The following is a 20,730-nucleotide window of genomic DNA, read 5'->3' as shown; positions in this document are numbered from 1 at the left end:
ATACTTGTTTTTATAATAGACTGAACGTCATTTACATTAACTTTCTTCCACAACTTTCGATTGCGAATCTATCATCTTAGGAAAAGTAATAACCGCCTTAAATAAATCTCCGTCGACGTGGATGTTAAATTTCCCCTTTTGAACTTCAATCAGGCTTTTCGCAATCGATAACCCAAGCCCGCTGCCTTGGCTGGATCTGGATTCGTCGCCACGCTTAAAGCGTTCCATTAATTCATCTGCTGAAATATTTAACTCATAGGCGGAAATGTTCTTAAAGGTAATCTGAATTTCATTCCCCGCATCCTCGATATCGATATATACTCTAGAACCACTGAGCGCATATTTAAAGATATTCGATAATAAGTTTTCAATGGACCTCCATAGTAATTTTCCATCCGCGCTAATATAGACCTTATCCTTGGGATGATTCAGCTTGAATTGCAAATTCAAGTCTTCAATCTTATCATTCACTTCGCCAAGTCCTTGGGTAACTAAAGACACGATATCAATTTTCTCAAAATCAACAGAAATATTTCCACTCGTCGCTTTGGCGGCTTCAAACAAATCATCCGTTAATAGTTTTAGTCTTTTTGATTTTTGATCTAAGATATTGATATATTCGGCAGCCCTTGGCGTAACCTCTTCGCCTTTTAGTAAATCCACATAGGTGATAATCGATGTTAATGGTGTTCTTATATCATGAGAAACATTGGTGATTAACTCCGTTTTTAACCTCTCCCTTTTGAGCTCACTGTCAACAGCCTCTTTCAGTCCATCTGTGATGCTGTTGATATTGGTGGCAAGGGTTTTAAATTCTCCACGGTTAGGCACATCGATTCGATGATGAAGACTACCGGCCTTAATTCTTTCCACTCCATCCTGGATGGCTTGAAAACTCTTAACCTTTTTATATGCAAACCAGCCTGCCAGACCAATAGTAACCGGGAACATAAAGAACGTTAATGCAATCAATATGGGGTAACCAATGACGATTAATACCGTCTTGACCGCGACATTCCCTGTCTCATAGACATTTCTTACAATAGTTACGACCTTACGAATGATGGCAAAAATCAAGGTATGTTTCAGCAATGTTTTATTTTTAAAATGTTTAACCAGTGAGAGAATCAAAACAAACACGGCTGCTGAGATCGGGATGGTGATAGGAATGGCTATTCTATCAATGCTTGTGTGTGCCACATTATCCATCAATGTAATCCAAATGGCGATTAGGCTCATACATAGAAAGATATTGATATCATTGTATAGTTTGTTCACAGGATAAAGGTGTACCTGATCATCTTTAAATGACCTTCTTCCCGCGACGAGGATGAGATAGCCAAATGATAGAATGAAACCTAGCAAAAATGCGGCTAAAATATAAAGGTTTTTTGTGACAACGGTTTTATCTTCTTTCCACTCGTTTATTTTCTGGCTTAAAAAGTTGTCTGTAAACGCTATATAAACCACCGTTTTGTCCTGGTTCAATTCCTCAATTGGATCTGTAATAAATTGAAATTGTTCATTCTCTTCGATTTCTTTCGGATAAACCTCTCTCTTATAATCCCCAAACACCAAATAAGCAGGGTACTCTTTAAACTGGCTTATTTCTGTCTCCGTTGTGTTCGTATAGACATTTACACCATCACTGGCATAATACAACGGATTTTTCTGATCTGAGAGCTCTTGCAATACCGCATGATAATTCCTTAAATCCTCCTTTATCAACTTTTCCCTAGCCTGAGCAATCTTGTCGGCATACTCTGTTTTAAAGGCGGAATAGTTCTCTTCTTCCCTTAAATCAGGCCGATAGCTCTTAGAAAATTGCTGAAAATCCAAATATAAATTCTGCTCTTCCATCCTCAACCTTTCTTCACTAATCGACCCGCCCTTTAAAATATTGTCCTCACTCTTGTACTCTCTGAGAAGGGTAGCGAGATTGCCCACGACCTTTTGATTTTCTCTAACAAATGCCTGGCTGAGAAAGTAGTCATCTTCCATAACCATGCTAAAATAACCATCGTTGACAACTTCAACCTGGACAATCGCTTTGATGATGCCCGTAAAACAACCGACCGCGATCATAAATACAATGATTTTCGTTGTTAATAAGTGACTATATTTTTTCAACTTTATATCCAACTCCCCACACCACCTTTAAATATTTTGGCTCCTTCGGATTGATTTCGATTTTCTCTCTTATTTTTCGAATATGTACGGATACGGTATTTTCTGGACTAAACGCCGTTTCATTCCATACCCTTTCATAGATATCCTCAATCGAAAAGACTCTTCCGGCATTGGCCGTCAGCAATTTCAAAATCTTATATTGCACCGGTGTAAGATGGACCACTTCCCCATCGACTGTGATGATTTTACTTTCATCATCTATGACCAGTCCCCCTGTCCGAAAGACATTCTTCTTCGTTTCAAGACTTCCCAATGTGGTATATCTCCTCAACTGGGACTTTACCCTTGCAATCAACTCCAGCGGATTAAACGGTTTGGTTATGTAGTCATCTGCCCCTAAATTCAATCCGATAATTTTATCCGAATCCTCCGATTTAGCAGAGAGCATAATCAATGGTATATTATTTTCTTCTCTAATTTTCATCGTAGCCCTTAACCCGTCCATCTTGGGCATCATAATATCCATGATAATAAGATGAATCTCATGATCTTTGATGATATCTATGGCTTCCAACCCATTAAACGCTTTAAATATTTGATATCCTTCATTTTCTAAATAAATTCCGATCGCATCGACAATCTCCTTATCATCATCACAAACCAACAAATTCATGGATATTCACTCCCAACTCTGGCGGTTACCATTTCTATCACCCTTTAGTATGACTACAAAAAGAATCTTATCAAGCAAATCTTAACAAAAACATGATGTAAATCTTAAGGTTTTCTTAACGTCTCTATTTAAAAAAAAGAAAAGAGCCTAAGTTTTTAGGCTCTACCTGCGTATTTTGGCTCTTTTTACATTTATAACGGTAAGTAAACACGAGGGTCACTTCCTTCAAATAAAATGAAAAAAATCTCTTCAAACTGAGGAGATTTTTTTCTTTTAAAACGCCACGAGTACGTTTCTCCGTAATAGTGACCGGCACCAGAATAATAAACTTCATTCAAACTATACACTGAGTTTACTAACCATTAATATTCAGATGATATGATTGGTTTATCACGAATGAGGAGGCAGTATAGATGAATGTGCGTGCAATATTTATTGATATGGATGGTACACTACTAAAAGCCTCAAACAACATTTCACACCGAAATAAGGAAGCAATCTATAAGCTCATTAATCAGGGAGTTAAAGTTTTTCTAGCCACGGGTCGACACTACGAAGTAACCGCTCCTTACCATAAAGAAATTGGATTACGAACACCGATTATCTGTTTAAATGGTGCTGCTATTCACGATGCAGAGACAGGAAGAGTATTGCAAAAGAAAACCGTCCGATTGAACGAAGAACGATTTCACCATCTGACTGCAGAAAATCCTTGGAATGTTATCATCCATACAGCAGACGGGGTTTATTGTAAGGAAACAAATGAAGAAATCGATTACTGGACAAAAGTTGGGCAAATTCCGCCTCAGTATATTGGAGATTTAAGACAGGCAAATTATCAAGATGTGCTTAAATATAGTGTTCGAACAGGTACGGCTAGTCCGAAAATTTCCGCTTTGTTTAAAGAGGAAGCAGAAGTCGTCGATTGGAATGACGGGTTTGAGCTGCTTGCTCCTAATGTTTCCAAATGGTCAGCTATAAAAGGCTTACTTACCGAACTTCGAATTAGTCCAAATGAAGTGGTAACCATTGGAGACGGACCCAATGATATAGAGATGCTTCGTCATGCTGGTACTGGTGTAGCAATGGGGAACGCTAGCGATAAGGTTAAAGCAGCTGCTGATTTTGTTACCGGACACCACGAAAATGATGGATTAGCTGAGTTTATAGAACGCTATCTTCTTAAATCATACGAATCATATGCGATTTAAAAACTACAAGATCTTTCCCCCCCAAAAAAATAGCCCTCAAGACTGTTCGAAACAATCCTCGAGGGCCCAGAATAATATATAAGGGGGTCTTGAAAAAGCTTGTCTTAATAATAGCTATTTATTCTTAAGAAAAACTTAACTTGTGCAGGAATTTCTTTATTAAATTTATTCTGAGCCTATCGACAAATCGATTTTATTTCATACATCTGCATTTTGAAGGACATTCTCTCGTTTTCATGATGGGATGGAGTATTAAAAACCCCTTTTATTGACCGTTCTCCTGATTGCTAGATGGGTTTTGTCTTTCATTTCCCCTATGAAGGACGTTTCTATCACTTCCCGGATGAGTTAGGGCATTATGACCCCTTCTTATTGACCGTTCTCCTCTTTTTAGGATCGGCTTTGTCCTTCATTTCCCCTATGAAGGACATTTCTCTCACTTCCAAAATAAGTTGGGGCATTATGAACCCTTTTTATTGACCGTTCTCCTCTTTTATGGATCGGCATAGTCCTTCATCCTTAAAAGAGGCTAAATTAACAGTAAGCCTTTAATTAAAATGCATATAAGTAAGCCTCCTGTCCATTCTCGGTACAGGAGGCTTTGTTTATTTTCGGAGCGGAAGTTTGTGTGCTATTACTGCTGCTGCTCCCCTGGGACATTCACTTGGAAGGTTACGCCGAATTTGTCTTTTACGCTCCCGTACAAGGGGCTCCAATCCGTTTTTTGAAGGGGCACGACGACCTGTCCCCCATCTTCCAAAGCGGCGAAGATTTCTCTCGCCCTTGCCTCTTCTTTGGGATGGAGGGCAATCTGAATCGAATTACCAGGCTGATAAGGCATGCCCGCGAACGTATCGGAGAACATTAGATCTGCGTCACCGACTTTCAAGTGCGCATGCATAACTCGATTCTTCATGTCTTCGGTCAACGGATGATTCGGATCCGCCGGCATATCCCCGAACGTCATTATTCCCATCACTTGCCCACCAATTGCTTTCTCGTAAAAATGAACTGCTTCCCTTGTGTTGCCGTCAAAAATCAAATACGGGTTTAAACTCATTGACATGATTCATTCGCTCCTTTAGATCAATATTGATATCACCAATCAGCATTCACCAAACAGGAGCTGTGTAAACAGTTTTTTGTCACGGAAAGACCACAAGGACGGTTCTCACGGTTAGCGAAAACCACATGAACCGTCCCAATGGTCACAGATCCTTATCTTAAAATATCCTCAATTCGAGCGAGGGTTTCAGCATTTAACTTTACGCCCGCTGCTTTTACATTTTCTTCTAGTTGTTCAGGACGACTTGCACCCACAAGAGCACTGGATACATTTTGTTGTCGTAAAATCCACGCTAATGCCAGGGTGACAAGTGACATGTCATTGTCTTTGGCGACCTCTTTTAATAGTTCCACTTTATCGAGATTCTCATCAGTGAGTAATCCAAAAAGGTTACTGTATTTTTCCTGTGATGCACGGCTTCCTGCAGGAGCCTGAGCACCCTTCTGATATTTACCAGTTAAAATACCTTGGGCAAGAGGAGACCAAACGACTTGGCCAATGCCATGTTTTTCACTTACTGGGATGACGTCCTTTTCAATATACCGTTGAAGCATGCTGTATTGCGGTTGATTCACAACAATTCGGTCAAGGAGCTTTTTATCTGCAAGATGAACCGCTTCTGTAATTTGTTCAGCTGTCCATTCACTAACCCCGATATACAATACCTTTCCTTGGCGAACAAGGTCATCCATTGCCCGCAATGTTTCATCCAGCGGCGTTTCCTGGTCAAAACGATGGCAATAATAAATGTCTACATAATCGGTGTTCAGGCGCTTTAAGCTCGCATGACATTGTTCTATGACGTGTTTTCGGGATAACCCCCGGTCGTTTGCCCCATCACCCATTGGCCAGAATACCTTTGTGGCTAAAACGTAGGAATCACGCACGTACTTCTTAAGTGCTTTTCCGACTACAACTTCTGCCTCGCCGCGCATATAAACATTGGCAGTGTCAAAAAAGTTTATCCCTAAATCATAGGCCTTATCGATAGAAGCCGCAGCATTTTGTTCCTCTACGTACCCACCATATGTAAGCCAGCTGCCTAAACTTATTTCACTCACTTTTAGTCCTGTTTTTCCTAAACGACGGTATTCCATGTTCATCCCTCCCAGAAAATTTCGTGACACAAAATAAAAATACTATATGATTTGGTTTTATGTCCATTATTTGGTATGACATTTAAAAAAATTCCTCTAGGCCTAGTGGAGGTCAGCCCCTTTTAACTAACTCTTATTGAATTTTTTACGTTTCTGTCATCAGTTCTTAATAAATGTTCGCTAGAATATTCAAAAAAGGAGTGTGATGTTTATGAAAACTGTAAAGTGGTTCATGCATCAAATTATTATTAGTTACTACAAAACTAGAATCTCCTACAATGATGAAAACAGTGAAGTTATAAGGAAAAGGTTACGGTTTCATAAAATTAAGCAATACCTTTTAGAAAATCAATAGAATTAAAAAAGTTTATCGACATAAATTAGGGGCTGTTATGAGTCTCTTTTTTTTTGGAATAAAGCATTGAGTTTTTCTAAAAGGGAATCATTAATATAAAACCAACAGTAACGTCTCTATGGCATTTTTGAAAGGCAGGAGAATGGAACATGTCAGAAGAGTATAGTTCTCGGACTGAACGAAGAAAAAGCATACAAGAACAGCAACAAAATTCTTCAAAACAAGAAAAGAACAAGACGCCAAGAAGAGGATTTTGGAAAAAGTTCTTATATATTTGTCTTACATTAGGAATAGTTTTGTTCCTGGCAGGAGCCGGAGCTTTGGCATGGATTATAAAAGACGCTCCGAAATTTAACGAAACGCTATTAAAAGATCCTTTATCTTCCAAGTTTTATGCTAGTGATGAGAAAACCGTCATTGCCGAAATCGGTAAAGAAAAACGGAATGAAATTACGATTAAGCAAATACCTGATGTCTTAAAAAATGCTGTTTTGGCTACAGAGGATGCCCGTTTTTATCAGCATCATGGAATTGATGTAAAACGTACACTCGTTGCCATTTGGACGAATATTACGACTGGCTCCTCTCAAGGTGGCAGTACGATTACACAGCAGGTTGTGAAAAATTCTTTTTTATCCATAGAAAAAACCCCTACAAGAAAGGTGCAGGAATGGTATTTAGCCCTTCAATTAGAAAGAAAGTTCTCGAAGGATCAAATTCTGGAGATGTATTTTAACAAAAACTTATATGGCAATGATGTTTATGGCGTTGCAAAAGCAGCCGAAAGATTCTTCGGACTTGGTCCTGACCAGTTGAATAAATTAACACTGGAACAAGCTGCACTCCTTGCCGGGATTCCACAAAGTCCAAATAACTATACACCAACGGTTGAAGGTAATCTGGACGCAGCCAAAAAACGCAGAAATATGGTTCTTTATTATATGAACAGGCATGGATATATTTCTAAAGCAGAAATGGAGAAAGCACAAAGTACACCAATTGAAGGCACCTTAAATATTCAACAAGCACCACCCAATAAATATCAAGCCTTTGTTGATACGGCCATTACAGAAGTACAAGAAAAAACAGGGGCAAATATTTTTGAAGATGGATTGGAAATTTATACAACTATTGATCCCAAAATCCAGCAAGTAACGGAAGATGTTCTTTCAACAAATAATTATATCAACTTTCCAGCAAATGATAAGCTGCAAACAGCGGTGGTCATTGCAGAGACTCAGACTGGAGCCATTAAAGCCATTGGCGGAGGAAGAAATTATAGTACCGGCAAATTTAACTATGCAACAAGGATTAAACGTCATCCTGGTTCTACGATTAAACCCATTCTTGACTATGGCCCAGCCATTGAAAAATTCAAATGGTCTACTGGGCACATAATAAAAGATGAAAAGTATCAATATTCAAATGGAGCCCCGATTCGAAATGCAAGTCATACCTATGCAGGAGATAAATCGATTAGGGATCATCTGAAATGGTCACGTAATATTCCTGCATTAAAAACCTATCAGGAAGTAGGGGCAGACTATGCCACTGATTTTGCCAATAGCCTTGGTTTTCCGATTACAGATGCCCAAAAAGCAAATGAATCGAATGCGATTGGAGCGATTGATGCAGCATCTCCTCTTAATATGACGGGAGCGTATACCGCATTTGGCAATGGCGGTTACTATGCAAAACCATTTACTGTTTCCAAAATCATTTATCAAGATGGAACGGAAATGAGTTTAGCTTCAAGTAAGAAGAAAGTAATGGAAGATTCTACGGCCTTCCTCATCACAGATATGTTACGTACAGTTGTAGATTCAGGTACAGGAACGATGGCAAATGTTCCTCGTCTTGATATAGCCGGAAAAACCGGAACAACCAGCTTCGATCAATCTGCAATAACGAAATATGGTTTACCCAATGATGCGACAAGAGATGCCTGGTTTGTAGGATATACACCGCAGTACACAGGTGCTATTTGGACAGGCTACACACAAACTACTTCTTCAGATGACTATTTAGGAAGCAAAAGCGCCAACTTCTCTAAAATAGCGTTTAAAGCGATTATGTCTAAAGCAGCCACCAGCACGGAAGGATTTACGCAGCCAAGCAGTGTTGGAAAATTAGGCAAGGAATACTATGTAAAAGGCGGAGAAAAGCCACAACCACCTAAGACTAATAAACCAACCAATGTTCAAGCAAAATATGATGAAGCTTCAGATAGCATTCAATTATCATGGAATTATGCTTCTGAAACTAGTTCAGAACCAACCTTTGATGTTTCTTATACAGTGGATGGAAATACAACAAAATTAACATCTACAAGTAATAGGCAAGCTGCACTTCAAAGCCCGGAGAGAGGAAAACCATATACATTTACGATCGTTGCCAGCTCTGATGGAATAAAAAGTGATCCAGCTTCTGTTTCCATAACCGTTGAAGAAAAAGCAGCAGCAGCACCAATCAGTCCAAGCAATTTACAAGCTTATTTTGATAAAAACTCTAATAATATCGTGATTACCTGGACCAACAATAATGACCTTACTCAAAATGTCCAATTTACTGTTTCGTTTACGGTGAAGGGCAGTACGTATAGATTGGCGCCCACCTCAGAAACACAAGCAACGTTAAGCGGTCCGGAGCCAGGTCAAACGTATATCATTTCTGTGACAGCATCAAATGCTGCAGGTACAAGTGCCCCAGCCGGTACTTCCGTTACAGTTCAGTAGAACAACCACAGGGACGGTTCTTATGGCTAAAGTTCGTGCCAGCCACAAGAACCGTCCCGTTCTATTTTTTGTACCAAGTTGCTGCCTGTGTGATATTGCATGTGCAGAATTTCTCCTTCAGACGAGGATACATATTTACTTTTATGACGGAGAAACTATCAATATATTTGATGGTTAATAAGGAGACTTTATTATGAACAACAGAATATTTAGAGCCATTAATCAACTAGCTGGCCAATATCGACCGATTGATTACATTATGATATTTATTTCTAAAAAAGCTCGATACTTGTTTTTACTCTTATTAATTTTCATGTGGATTCGTAATAATTTCAGGAAAAACATAATGTTAAATGTGGGCATTTCGGTTGGATTAACCTATTTTATCACTTTTTTCATTAAACAGATTAACTTTAAACCACGGCCTTTTTTAAAACATAGTGTACATTTAATTCCGCCATTTCCGTCAAAAAAGAATTCTTCATTTCCAAGTAAACATACAACACTAGCTTTTGCGTTAGCTACTTCCGTATTTTTTTATCACCGGGTAATTGGATGGGTAATGTGGCTTTTAGCCTTCTTGTCAGGATTCTCCCGAATTTGGATGGGACAACATTATCCCTCTGATATTATAGGAAGTGCATTCCTTGGAAGTTTAACAGCTTCATTTGTTAAAATTTTTGAGCCTATTTGGAATTCTTTTGCTACTCGTACGATCGGTTCTAAAAACAGGTAAAACTTAAGAAATAAACCCTATTTGTTATAAAAGAATTTTCTGCTTACTCGGTTTGAGTAGTAAGCAGAAAATCATCAATCAATTGATTTAGTTCTATCGCCGACTTTGTGGGAATTTGATGTTTCTCATTAATAAACTTTAATTGATTATGAGGTAATTTTTCGTGTAAAATCTGGGCATATTTATGAAAGGATTTATCTTTTGTGCCGAAAACAAGTAATACCGGCTGATCAATGGTCTCTAACTGATTGGTACAATTATATTGTAAACTATAACGGTAATACTGCTCGATATTTCTGGCATCCCCTTTAAGAGCTTCTCTATACATGCCCATAAAAGTTTCTTTTGTATTCGAATTGCCCCATGAAATGACTAGACTTAATAAACGAATGGTTCCCTCTTTTGATAGCAAAGATGCTAAGGAAATCCTTTTCTCGAGATACCAATCACACACCTCAGACATTCCGCTAATAACAATGCCTCCAAGTGCCCGAGCAGAATGAGTCTTTAAAAATTCCAAAACGATTGAGCCCCCGGTTGAATAACCACATAGGAAAGCTTTATCAATTCCTAAATGATCTAATAAATGTCTCATGTCATCAACAATGAGAGGATACGTGATAGTTTGTACTGAATAATCACTTCTTCCATGACCTCGTATATCAAAAGTTATGACTTTAAATTTTTGAGACAATTCATCTAATTGGTAGTAGAAATTCGCACTTGTGAGTAATGGCGGGTGAATGAAAACAATTGGAGTCCCCTCTCCTTTAACTGTATAAAAAAGGCGGATGCCGCCCAAATCCAGCAATGCCATGGCGATGATCTCCTCGCTAACACACTAATTGTATTTCCAAATTCCCTATTTCTATATTTTTTAAAACATACCTTTTTAACATTATTTAGCATTACACCAGATGAGGTTCTTATACATTTCAGTTGCCCTCGAGTTTAACATCATCGAAACTTCATTTTTAAATCATTCTTCGAAAAAGTTCGATCGATTACAGGCACCTTAAACAGTACGAAGGAGAAAAAAGTCCACAGGGACAGTTCTACTAGCATTAATAGCGAGCAGAACCTTCCCCATAGTCTCTTAATATGGAAAAAATTAGCCTATGAATAGATATTGAATATGTAAGCGTTTTTATGTATAATTATACTGGGTTGGATGGTTAATGTGAACATCACCGTATTTAGCGAAGGTGGGGCTAATACGAACAAAAGTAAGAGCTTATTAGCTCTTTTTTTATTGGCTTAATTGTTCAAATATTATCTATTTTTGTATTATGGATAATGAATAAAAAAAGAGAAGTGCACGAACACTTCTCTCCTATTTGAAGGTTTTGATCGAGGGCGGTACATATTTGGAAAACTGATCAAGCAAAACATCTGGCTGTTCTTCGAATATGGCCATAGAACGGAATTTCTCCTGTAAAAATTTCTGTTCGATCATATGATCAATCAGACTGATTAGCGGGTCGTAATAATGATGAATATTTAGAATGCCGCATGGCTTTTGATGCAAGCCAATCTGACCCCAAGTGAAAACTTCAAAAAACTCTTCAAGTGTTCCGGCCCCTCCAGGCAGCACAATGAATCCGTCTGCCAGTTCTGCCATTTTTGCTTTTCTCTCATGCATCGTTTCAACCGTATGCAGCTCAGTCAAACCTTTATGAGATATTTCACGTTCTTCCAATACTCTGGGAATAACACCAATTACATGCCCGCCTTCTTGAAGTGCAGCATCCGCCACTGCACCCATCAAGCCGTTACTTGAGCCGCCATAAACCAACGTGATGTTCCGTTTAGCCAACTCTTTTCCCAATTGAACGGCTCCATTTTTATATGCTTCTGAAGCACCGAAACTTGACCCACAATAAACCGCTATACGTTTCACTGTTACCTCCTTAGATTTTTTTACTGTCTGCTTTCTCATATTTTTCCCATTCATTAATACTGCTAATCACCATTAGCCAACAAAGGGACGGTTTTTCTTGGCGGTTCAAATTAGTTTTCTTCCGATATCTTGTTCCTCCAATAATCATGTACCTCATCCATTTGAGTATAATAAATGTCTTTACCATTAAGATAAAACTGCTCACTACAATTGGTCTTTGTGATTTGAAGAGTCCTATATTGAATTTCCTTCTCATCATCAGCTGAAAAAGAACCATTGCTGCCATATGAGGTGCAATATTGGTCTATTTCCGTTCTTTTTCCCGTTTCGTCTACGTAATAATATTTATCATTAATGGTAGCACCTTCGTCATTCATAGGTGTAGAAGTCAATGTAATACCATATTGTTCTATATCTGTGTCCGCTAAGGCTTCTAATTTCTCTACTTTTACGGGAATAACTGAAAATTTGCCTTCTTTCTTTAAAGGGGGTTCCTTCGAAACATCATAGTAAACCACAATAGAACCCTCATAACCACTAGGAATTAAATAGATTTGATTTGTTTCCTTTTCAGAATTTGTGCCCATAGAATGCCATAACCCATATATCCCTAATGAGAACAAACTGATTGTTATGATCCCGTTGATAAAGATTGTTTTTCTTTTGACTTTGTGTTGTGAACGGTTCTTCCTTTGCAGTTCTTCAAATAGGAAGAAGAGCAGGGAGCAAATCCCAGCAAATACACCCAACCCTTCAATGACAAAAGCGGTTAAAAAGCCAAATAATATATGTATGAATCCTGCCACTATGAACCTTAATTTCATTAATTTTCTTGTAAGAATATCTGATAAAAAAGAAACAGGAATGCCATAAAGAAAGTTTCCCACTGCGGCAAAAAACAAAACGACAATACTAAATCCTCCAACTGATCCCTCAATGACTCCTGACAGAAAAAAGAATCCACTCAACATCAGCGTTGAGAATAATGCTGATTTTAACTTTCTCCCCATATTTATCTCCTTTATATGTGTAACTTAAATATAAAATGCATCTATAATTATCCAACTCTATTAATCTAATTATATAATTTCAAGTATTCTTCTACTAGTTAATAAAAACCTTTGCTGTTTGAATGTTATACTTATCTCAATTGTAAATACCAAAGGAACTCACGGAGGGATGAATTCATGAAATATTTTGTAGTTGATGCCTTTGCGGAGAAAATTTTTGAAGGCAATCCTGCAGGAGTTTGTGTGATGAAAGATTGGCTTTCCGACGACTTGATGCAGAAAATTGCAATCGAAAATAACTTGTCTGAAACTGCCTTTGCTCTTAGAGAAGGAGCTCATTATCGGCTGCGTTGGTTTACTCCAGGGGGAGAAATCAACCTTTGTGGTCATGCAACCCTCGCCACCGCTTTTGTCATTATGAATTATTATGAAAAGGAACTGGCTTCCGTCCAGTTTGATACGATGAGCGGATTGCTAACTGTAAATAGAATCGATGATTTATATGAATTAGATTTTCCCGCAGTTCCATCCGAAGAATATCCAGTAACGGAACAGATCATCGAAGCTTTGGGTGTCACACCAATCGAAGCCTATATCAATAGGGACCTGGTATTGGTATTAGAATCGGAAGAAGCCGTGATCAACGCTAACCCAGACTTTGCAAAGTTGGAAAAATTACCGGATGGCCTCGGTGTCTGTATCACCGCTAAAGGAACTGAATATGATTTTGTTTCCAGAGGATTTTTTCCAAAGTTAAAAATAAATGAGGATCCCGTAACAGGTTCTTTGCACTGCAGCTTACTTCCATATTGGGCAAAAAGACTAGACAAAAAGGAAATGACTGCCAAGCAGGTATCCAAAAGAGGCGGTACACTCTACTGTAAGTATGAAGACACACGTGTAAAAATGGCAGGAAAAGCAGCCCTCTATTCGGTTGCTGATTTATATCTGGAGTAGGCTAGAGGGACGGTTCTCGGTCTGCCTGACTGGGTTTTCCCCTCATGAACACTCTATGAAGTCAGTTTTAAGTTTTCCTACCTAGGATTTGTCCTCATGAACGCTCCATGGGGACAGTTTTCGTTTTGCCGGTCTTGGGGTTGTCCTCATGAACGCTCTATGAGGACAGTTCTCGGTTTACTAGCCTTGGGGTTGTCCTCATGAACGCTCCATGAGGACAGTTCTCGGTTTACTAGCCTTGGGGTTGTCCTCATGAACGCTCCATGAAGACAGTTCTCGGTTTGCCAGTTTGTCCTCATGAACACTCTATGAAGACAATTCTCGGTTTGCCAGTCTTGGATTTGTCCTCATGAACGCTCTATGAAGACAATTCTCGGTTTACTAGTCTTGGGGTTGTCCTCATGAACGCTCCATGAAGACAGTTCTCAGTTTACTAGCCTTGGGGTTGTCCTCATGAACGCTCTATGAAGACAATTCTCGGTTTACTAGTCTTGGGGTTGTCCTCATGAACGCTCCATGAGGACAGTTCTCGGTTTGCCAGTTTGTCCTCATGAACACTCTATGAAGACAATTCTCGGTTTGCCAGTCTTGGATTTGTCCTCATGAACGCTCTATGAAGACAATTCTCGGTTTACTAGTCTTGGGGTTGTCCTCATGAACGCTCCATGAAGACAGTTCTCAGTTTACTAGTCTTGGGGTTGTCCTCATGAACGCTCCATGGGGACAGTTTTCGTTTTGCCGGTCTTGGAATTGTCCTCATGATAACGCCCCACAAAAACCTTCCCCATGTCACGCATGGCACGTGTCGAAAACCTAAACTCTTCGTCTATTTTTGTCTCCTTTTATCTTGTTTTATCGAATCTATTCCATATTCGGTAAAGAATGCTATAATTCATCTCAATTAAGATTAGTCTGCTAAAGGTTTACTAAAAGTTTACTGAAATTTACGAGGTGATATCTGCAATGAGACTGGAACACTTTGAAGCGGCAATAAATGAGAAAAAGGCCGAAATGATTCATTTAGGAATGACAAAAGGACTTCAAGATGAAGAAACTATCTATTGCAGCCAAGAACTAGACAAACTACTAAACGATTATAATAGGTTATTATTGGACGATAAAAATTCTAAATTTATAAATCATTACGTGGACCTTCCCTCTATTCTTATTCAACAACTACATAGGATTTTATCGATTCATTACAGATATTTTTTTATTAATTGAAAACAGCAACGTCCACTTGGTCTTCTTGACATTTTTCTTTTATATGTTATCTTTTTGTTATAAATGAAGCAGTCACAGTAACTGACGACATCCGTGGAAAAGACCACAAGGAAGCTGTGATTGGTATTGTCGGGTCGTCTGGGCAGAGATAAGGATATTATCCTTTTAGAGATAAGGATATTGTCCTTATCTCTTTTTTATTATCATTCCTGGAGGCGAAAAAAATGGAGAAAATCATTTTGGATGGAAATGTTGTAGCTCAAAATATAAAGGATCAATTAAAAGGACGAATTGAATCATTAAAAAACAATGGGGTCACACCATGCCTTGCCACGATTTTAGTTGGTAATAATCCTTCCTCAGAAACATACGTAAGAATGAAGGGGAATGCTTGTAAGAAATTAGGTATAAATTCTATTCGTGTACATTTGCCTGAAGAAACAACGACAAACGAATTGTTAGAAACAATTAGAGAATTAAACGAAGATCCAACTGTACATGGTATCCTTTTACAACATCCAGTTCCAGCGCAAATTGATGAACGAATGGCTTTCGAAGCAATTGATATTCGCAAAGATGTAGATGGTGTTACAAGTGCTGGGTACGGTCAGACTGCATTAGGATTTGGAAATTATCCTTCATGTACTCCAGCAGCCATTATGGAAATTATAAAATATTACAAGATTTCAATCGAAGGTAAACATGCCGTTGTTGTTGGCAGAAGCCCAATCCTAGGTAAGCCTGTTTCTGCGTTGCTTCTTAACGAAAATGCTACTGTTACAACATGTCATTCAAAAACGTCTAATTTACCTGATATTTTAAAACAAGCAGATATTGTGGTAGCTGCCGTTGGTAAGCCCCAATTTATTCAAGGAAGTTGGCTAAAGGAGGGCTCCGTTGTCCTAGATGCTGGATATAACAAAGGAAATATTGGAGATATAGATTATGAGAGTTGTTATCAAGCTGCAGGTGCCATAACACCTGTGCCCGGTGGTGTAGGCCCTGTTACCATTTCCATGCTGCTGAAACACACTGTTGATTCGGCTGAGAAATACAGTTTTTAAAGAAAACCACAGGGACGGTTCTCTTGGTTCAAAAAAGCCGAGAGAACCGTCCCCATGGTCCACCCATGGTCCACCCCAGGATTTTTAATGTTCCATTAGGCGCTTTAACTTTATTTCTGTTTCAGTGTTTTCAACCGGTGTATAGACACTGCATCTTAAATCATTAATTCCCTGAACTTGTAAAGAAGTTAAATTGAAGATCATTTTTCCTGCCTTCGCATGGCGGAATTCAATTTGTATTTCCGGTGCTGAACTCACTTCACTTTCATTCCACAATTGATGAAACTCCGGATAGACCTGTTCCATCTCCTGTATAAACTGGTTGTACCATTGATCTGCCACATATTGACCGTAATACGTCCGAAAAATGGCGATGAACCCCTTTACGAAATGGGCCCAATTAACGGCTAAACTTCTAAATTCCTTTCTTGAAAATAACAACTGGATGAGATTCCTCTGCTCCATTGGAATCAGTTCAAAATCCAAAAACACATTGGCTGCTGCCTGATTCCATCCTACAATAAAGCATCGCCGATCGGTAATGATGGTGGGACAATATCGAAGCTCTTGTAAAATCCTTTTTAAAGATGGGCTGATGATAATTTCTTCTGTATTGGAGAATGCAGGATTGGCCCCACTCCCTTCCTCCAAAGCTAAAGCATACAAATACTTTTTTTCATCATTACTTAATTTCAGTGCATCTGATATAGCGTCTAAAACGGAAGTAGAAACTTTAATATCCCGTCCTTGTTCTAACCAGGTATACCAGGTGGTGCTGACACCAGCTAATTGAGCAACCTCCTCCCTCCTTAGACCCGGTGTCCTTCTGCGGGTTCCCATTGGCAGTCCCACCATTTGTGGATTAAGCTTCGAACGTTTTGCTTTTAAAAATTCTGAAAGTGCTTCAAGTCTGGTTTCAGGTTTCATTTTCCCTTCCTCTTTTCGTTCGATTTATCGTAGTACTAATTATACTATGATAAACAACAACTTGTAATAGGATAAAAATGAGCTACAATGATAGAAAATGAACTGAATGGAGGAATGAAGATGAATAGAGTGGTTATTACAGGAATGGGGCTCATCTCGCCTCTTGGCAACGATGTGGACACGTTTTGGGACTCCTTACTAAAAGGGAAATCCGGAATATCAACGATTGATACTTTTGATGTATCCAATTCCAAAACTAAAATTGCCGGTATAGTGCGTAACTTTAATCCGGAAGAACGCTGGGGGACAAAGGAAGCTAGAGGATTAGACCGTTTTACACAGTTTGCTTTAGCTGCAGCCGAGGAGGCTCTGGAAAACTCGCAACTACAACTAGAAAAATTAGACCGGGAACGCTTTGGCGTGTATGTAGGATCAGGGATCGGCGGAATCAACACCTTTATTGATAACGTGAACCTCCTAAACGAACGTGGACCGAGAAGAGTAAGTCCTAATCTGGTTCCAATGATGATTTCCAATGCAGCGGCTGCACAAATAAGCATAAAATTTGGAGCACATGGGCCATCGTTATCGCCAGTAACGGCATGTTCAATCGGCAACACGGCAATTGGCGAAGCCTTCAATACCATCCGCTACGGTGATGCAGATGTTATCTTTGCAGGTGGAACGGAAGCAGCCATCACCACTTTATCCTTAGCGAGTTTCGGGAATGCCAAAGCATTATCTACAAGAAATGAGGAGCCAACACTCGCAAGCCGCCCGTTTGATTCCGAACGAGATGGTTTCGTCATGAGTGAAGGAGCTGGAATATTAGTGTTAGAGTCTTTAGAACATGCTGTTAAAAGAAATGCACCGATTTTATGCGAAGTCATCGGTTATGGAGCCAGTTCCGATGCCCATCATATGGTCGCTTCACACCCTGAAGGAAAAGGCGCCTATTTAGCGATGAGAAATGCTTTGCAAAAAGCAAACATTTCAACGGATGATGTTGATGTGATCAGTGCTCATGCGACAAGTACACCAGTGGGAGATCGTTCTGAAACGATGGCCATAAAAAGTTTATTCGGAGAACACGCCTATCAAATACCAGTTACGGCTAATAAATCTATGACTGGCCATATGCTTGGTGCTGCCGGCGGAGTGGAGGCCATTGCTCTAGTTAAAACTCTACAGCAAGGGATTGTACCTCCAACCATAAATTTAGTTACTGCAGATCCAGTATGTGATTTGGATTATGTGGCAGAAGGAGCACGAAAGCTTCCGTTATCAATCGGTTTATCCAATTCCTTTGGCTTTGGCGGACATAATTCAGCGATTGTATTGAAACGATACGAATGAAACTAGGGCAATTCTCCAGCAAAAAAAGATTCATTTCAAAAAAAAAATACTGATTCTAAATTTAAAAAGTAATAAAAAAACAGCCCATTCTAAAGAATGCTGGCTGTTTTGTTCTGATTGCCGCCCTTTTGCCCTCATTCGTATGATTAATTCTTCTAAAAAGCTTGATAGATAAGCAACCTATTCACTTTTACAAAAATTTAATGTCGAAAGAAGCTGTTATTTCCTCAGAATATTTTACACCTTTCTTTAAATTTTATTTCTTATAATTTGCTCGTCATTAATGAAACGCTTTGATTCGTTTGCTGAGTGTGTATCGGAGCTCGATATACGTTACCTTAATTGTTCTACCCTTTAGGTGGTTTCCAGAAAAAAAGGAGGTTATGAAGTTGTTTTACGATGTGACTTAATAATTTCGAAGTATTGGGTATCTCCTAACCCATAATCTTTGAATTTTTCTATTAGGGTAGGTACAAGTTCTTTTTCCGGAACATTTTGGTGCTTTTGAATATACAACAGAAGATCACTTTCTTTATTAAGGTAATTCAAATATAGTTCAACTCCCTTCTTTAAGGGAGCTGGATGGATATATTTAGGAAGTGTTTTATGTATTAATACTTGTTTGTAAAATTGATAATATCCATTCGCTTTCAATTTGAAGGAATCCACCGGTTCAAACTTATCTCCGACTATATGAAGGTCAATCCTACCTTTATGATTTTTTTGGTCCAACCACGCAAGAATGGTGAGGAGATTAATTTGACAAAACATGTCTAAATCAAACCATAAGGCAATGCGAGTAAAATCTTCCCTAAAAAGAGGATCTAATGGTTTAAGTGTGATTTCAGCATATTGTGCCTGCGTTACTTGATGAACCTTTGCACGCATTTCGACAAATTTCTGTGAAAATAGATCGTCGCACGTGTTTCCATAACACATAGCTTCATTAAAAGGAATCATCCACTCCTGTTCGAGAAAATGTGTCTTTTTAAAATAATTATACATTTCTTGCCCGTTAAGAATATGCAATGTATTTTTTCGAATCATCGATTACACCCCCTGTTCCATATAATTAAGGGTACCACAGGGACGGTTCTCATGGTTCAAAAAACCGTGAGAACCGTCCCCTTGGTCTCTTTATAAAGTGGATTCATATAAATCTACCGCTTCTTTGACAGTGAATCCTTTATGAACGATGGAATGTATTGCTTGGATCATGGCAAGAGGATGCTTAGATTGCCAAATATTCCTTCCCATATCCACCCCAGCTGCACCTTGCGCCATAGCATTATAGGTGATTTCAAGTGCTTCACGAATGGTATCAAATTTGGGGCCGCCTGCAATAACAATCGGAACCGGACACTTACTCGTTACCTGTTCAAAGTTGTCACAGTAATAGGTTTTAACAATATCCGTTCCCATTTCTGCAAGAACTCTTGAAGCCAATGCTAAGAACCTAGCATCCCGTTTCTCAAGCTCTTTTCCGACTGCAGTAATTCCAAGTACCGGTATTCCGTAATCATGAGCATCCGTTACAACATGAGCTAGATTTGTTACGGTTTGAGTTTCATAGTCAGATCCGATAAAAACCGAAACTCCTACACCAACAACATTATGGCGAATGGCTTCTTTTATGGAAGTAACGATCGTTTCATTCGCTAAATCCTTTCCGAGCGTTGTAGGACCGCCAGATACACGAAGAACCATTGGTTTTTCCGTATGATTGGGAATACATGCAGCCAGTGTACCTCGGGTTAAATAGAGGGAATCCGTATAGGGAAGTAAGTCTCTGACCGTTTCCTCAGGCTTTTCTAAACCCCTTATTGGACCTAAGAAATAGCCATGATCGATGGCAAGCATGACTGCCCGCTTATTTGGCAATATTTTATTTAATCGATTTTGAAATCCCCAGCTCACGATCTACTCACTCCTTTCATTGATTTCCGGATTCTTAATGTTTACAACATCTCTTTCCAAAATATGCGGTGATTTAATGAAGAGGGCTTTAAAGGTTTGATCAGTTTGATTGATAAGGTAATGAGCATCGCCTGGGAGGCATTGAATCATATCACCGGGTATGACAGGAACTTTAATCCCATTTATATAAAAATCGATCTTCCCTTCGAGGATATAGAAAATTTCTTCGCAAACACTATGATAATGGTTTTGGAAATCTTGGCCTGGCTTCAATACCACCACACCAACATCTACATTCGGACCTTTTGTTAAATATTTCGGCCCATTGTCACCAAACCGATATTCGAAGTCATTTTCGTGAACTTTCTTCAT

Annotated in this window: 18 protein-coding genes and 1 riboswitch; of the genes, 7 read left to right on the top strand and 11 right to left on the bottom strand. The window is 39.0% G+C overall.

Annotated features, from left to right (window positions below; translation table 11 throughout):
• Positions 1–36: 36 nt before the first annotated feature.
• Positions 37–2,142, bottom strand: a complete 2,106-nt coding sequence (locus tag LC455_RS16975) for a HAMP domain-containing sensor histidine kinase (protein ID WP_223592512.1) — start codon at positions 2,140–2,142, stop codon at positions 37–39.
• On the bottom strand, positions 2,117–2,803 hold the full coding sequence (locus LC455_RS16970) for a response regulator transcription factor (RefSeq protein WP_223592511.1): 687 nt from the start codon (positions 2,801–2,803) through the stop codon (positions 2,117–2,119). Before LC455_RS16970 ends, LC455_RS16975 begins: the two co-directional genes overlap by 26 nt.
• Positions 2,804–3,216: 413 nt before the next feature.
• Between LC455_RS16970 and LC455_RS16965 the strand changes: the two genes are divergently transcribed.
• The gene (locus tag LC455_RS16965; protein ID WP_223592510.1) at positions 3,217–4,014 is read left to right on the top strand and encodes an HAD family hydrolase; all 798 of its coding nucleotides are present in this window, start codon (positions 3,217–3,219) and stop codon (positions 4,012–4,014) included.
• A gap of 634 nt (positions 4,015–4,648) precedes the next feature.
• Here LC455_RS16965 and LC455_RS16960 read toward each other — a convergent pair.
• Entirely contained in the window at positions 4,649–5,080 is a 432-nt protein-coding gene (locus LC455_RS16960; RefSeq protein WP_223592509.1) for a VOC family protein, read from the bottom strand.
• 152 nt (positions 5,081–5,232) lie between these two features.
• Positions 5,233–6,177, bottom strand: a complete 945-nt coding sequence (locus LC455_RS16955; RefSeq protein WP_223592508.1) for an aldo/keto reductase family protein — start codon at positions 6,175–6,177, stop codon at positions 5,233–5,235.
• A gap of 504 nt (positions 6,178–6,681) precedes the next feature.
• Here LC455_RS16955 and LC455_RS16950 point away from each other — a divergent pair.
• Together LC455_RS16950 and LC455_RS16945 are read left to right on the top strand one after the other, a co-directional pair.
• Entirely contained in the window at positions 6,682–9,267 is a 2,586-nt protein-coding gene (locus LC455_RS16950; protein WP_223592507.1) for a penicillin-binding protein 1A, read from the top strand.
• A gap of 193 nt (positions 9,268–9,460) precedes the next feature.
• Positions 9,461–10,003 (top strand): undecaprenyl-diphosphatase, encoded by a 543-nt coding sequence (locus LC455_RS16945; protein ID WP_223592506.1) that lies wholly within the window; start codon positions 9,461–9,463, stop codon positions 10,001–10,003.
• Positions 10,004–10,046: 43 nt separating this feature from the next.
• Here LC455_RS16945 and LC455_RS16940 read toward each other — a convergent pair whose 3' ends face one another.
• From LC455_RS16940 to LC455_RS16930, 3 genes are all read right to left on the bottom strand, one after another.
• The gene (locus LC455_RS16940) at positions 10,047–10,820 is read right to left on the bottom strand and encodes an alpha/beta fold hydrolase (RefSeq protein ID WP_223592505.1); all 774 of its coding nucleotides are present in this window, start codon (positions 10,818–10,820) and stop codon (positions 10,047–10,049) included.
• Between the two features lie 516 nt (positions 10,821–11,336).
• Complete coding sequence (locus LC455_RS16935; RefSeq protein WP_223592504.1) at positions 11,337–11,903, bottom strand: TIGR00730 family Rossman fold protein; 567 nt, start codon at positions 11,901–11,903, stop codon at positions 11,337–11,339.
• Positions 11,904–12,013: 110 nt separating this feature from the next.
• Positions 12,014–12,913 carry a DUF6843 domain-containing protein gene (locus tag LC455_RS16930; protein ID WP_223592503.1) on the bottom strand — a complete coding sequence of 300 codons (900 nt, stop codon included), beginning with the start codon at positions 12,911–12,913 and terminating at the stop codon, positions 12,014–12,016.
• A 177-nt stretch (positions 12,914–13,090) separates the two neighbouring features.
• Here LC455_RS16930 and LC455_RS16925 point away from each other — a divergent pair, with 177 nt between their 5' ends.
• The 3 genes from LC455_RS16925 to LC455_RS16915 all read left to right on the top strand — a co-directional run bounded on the left by LC455_RS16925 (position 13,091) and on the right by LC455_RS16915 (position 16,158).
• The gene (locus tag LC455_RS16925) at positions 13,091–13,870 is read left to right on the top strand and encodes a PhzF family phenazine biosynthesis protein (protein ID WP_223592502.1); all 780 of its coding nucleotides are present in this window, start codon (positions 13,091–13,093) and stop codon (positions 13,868–13,870) included.
• A 963-nt stretch (positions 13,871–14,833) separates the two neighbouring features.
• Positions 14,834–15,094 (top strand): aspartyl-phosphate phosphatase Spo0E family protein, encoded by a 261-nt coding sequence (locus LC455_RS16920; RefSeq protein ID WP_223592501.1) that lies wholly within the window; start codon positions 14,834–14,836, stop codon positions 15,092–15,094.
• Positions 15,095–15,161: 67 nt separating this feature from the next.
• A riboswitch (ZMP/ZTP riboswitch) is annotated at positions 15,162–15,245 on the top strand.
• A 73-nt stretch (positions 15,246–15,318) separates the two neighbouring features.
• Positions 15,319–16,158: a bifunctional 5,10-methylenetetrahydrofolate dehydrogenase/5,10-methenyltetrahydrofolate cyclohydrolase gene (locus tag LC455_RS16915; RefSeq protein ID WP_223592500.1), complete on the top strand. Its 840-nt coding sequence runs from the start codon at positions 15,319–15,321 to the stop codon at positions 16,156–16,158.
• Between the two features lie 84 nt (positions 16,159–16,242).
• On the opposite strand, the gene LC455_RS16910 is transcribed toward LC455_RS16915, so the two are convergent.
• On the bottom strand, positions 16,243–17,085 hold the full coding sequence (locus LC455_RS16910; protein WP_223592499.1) for a helix-turn-helix transcriptional regulator: 843 nt from the start codon (positions 17,083–17,085) through the stop codon (positions 16,243–16,245).
• Positions 17,086–17,205: 120 nt separating this feature from the next.
• Between LC455_RS16910 and fabF the strand changes: the two genes are divergently transcribed.
• The gene (gene fabF / locus LC455_RS16905) at positions 17,206–18,441 is read left to right on the top strand and encodes a beta-ketoacyl-ACP synthase II (RefSeq protein WP_223592498.1); all 1,236 of its coding nucleotides are present in this window, start codon (positions 17,206–17,208) and stop codon (positions 18,439–18,441) included.
• Positions 18,442–18,822: 381 nt separating this feature from the next.
• On the opposite strand, the gene LC455_RS16900 is transcribed toward fabF, so the two are convergent.
• The 3 genes from LC455_RS16900 to LC455_RS16890 form a co-directional block, all read right to left on the bottom strand.
• On the bottom strand, positions 18,823–19,488 hold the full coding sequence (locus LC455_RS16900) for an AraC family transcriptional regulator (protein WP_223592497.1): 666 nt from the start codon (positions 19,486–19,488) through the stop codon (positions 18,823–18,825).
• A 90-nt stretch (positions 19,489–19,578) separates the two neighbouring features.
• Positions 19,579–20,358, bottom strand: coding sequence for a 3-hydroxy-5-phosphonooxypentane-2,4-dione thiolase (lsrF, locus tag LC455_RS16895; protein WP_223592496.1), 780 nt, complete (start codon positions 20,356–20,358; stop codon positions 19,579–19,581).
• A gap of 3 nt (positions 20,359–20,361) precedes the next feature.
• A complete protein-coding gene (locus LC455_RS16890) occupies positions 20,362–20,730 on the bottom strand; it encodes a cupin domain-containing protein (protein WP_223592743.1) in 369 nt (122 codons plus the stop codon).

The sequence above is a fragment of the Neobacillus bataviensis genome (genome assembly GCF_019969725.1).
This window is presented reverse-complemented; position numbering and strand designations above follow the sequence as displayed.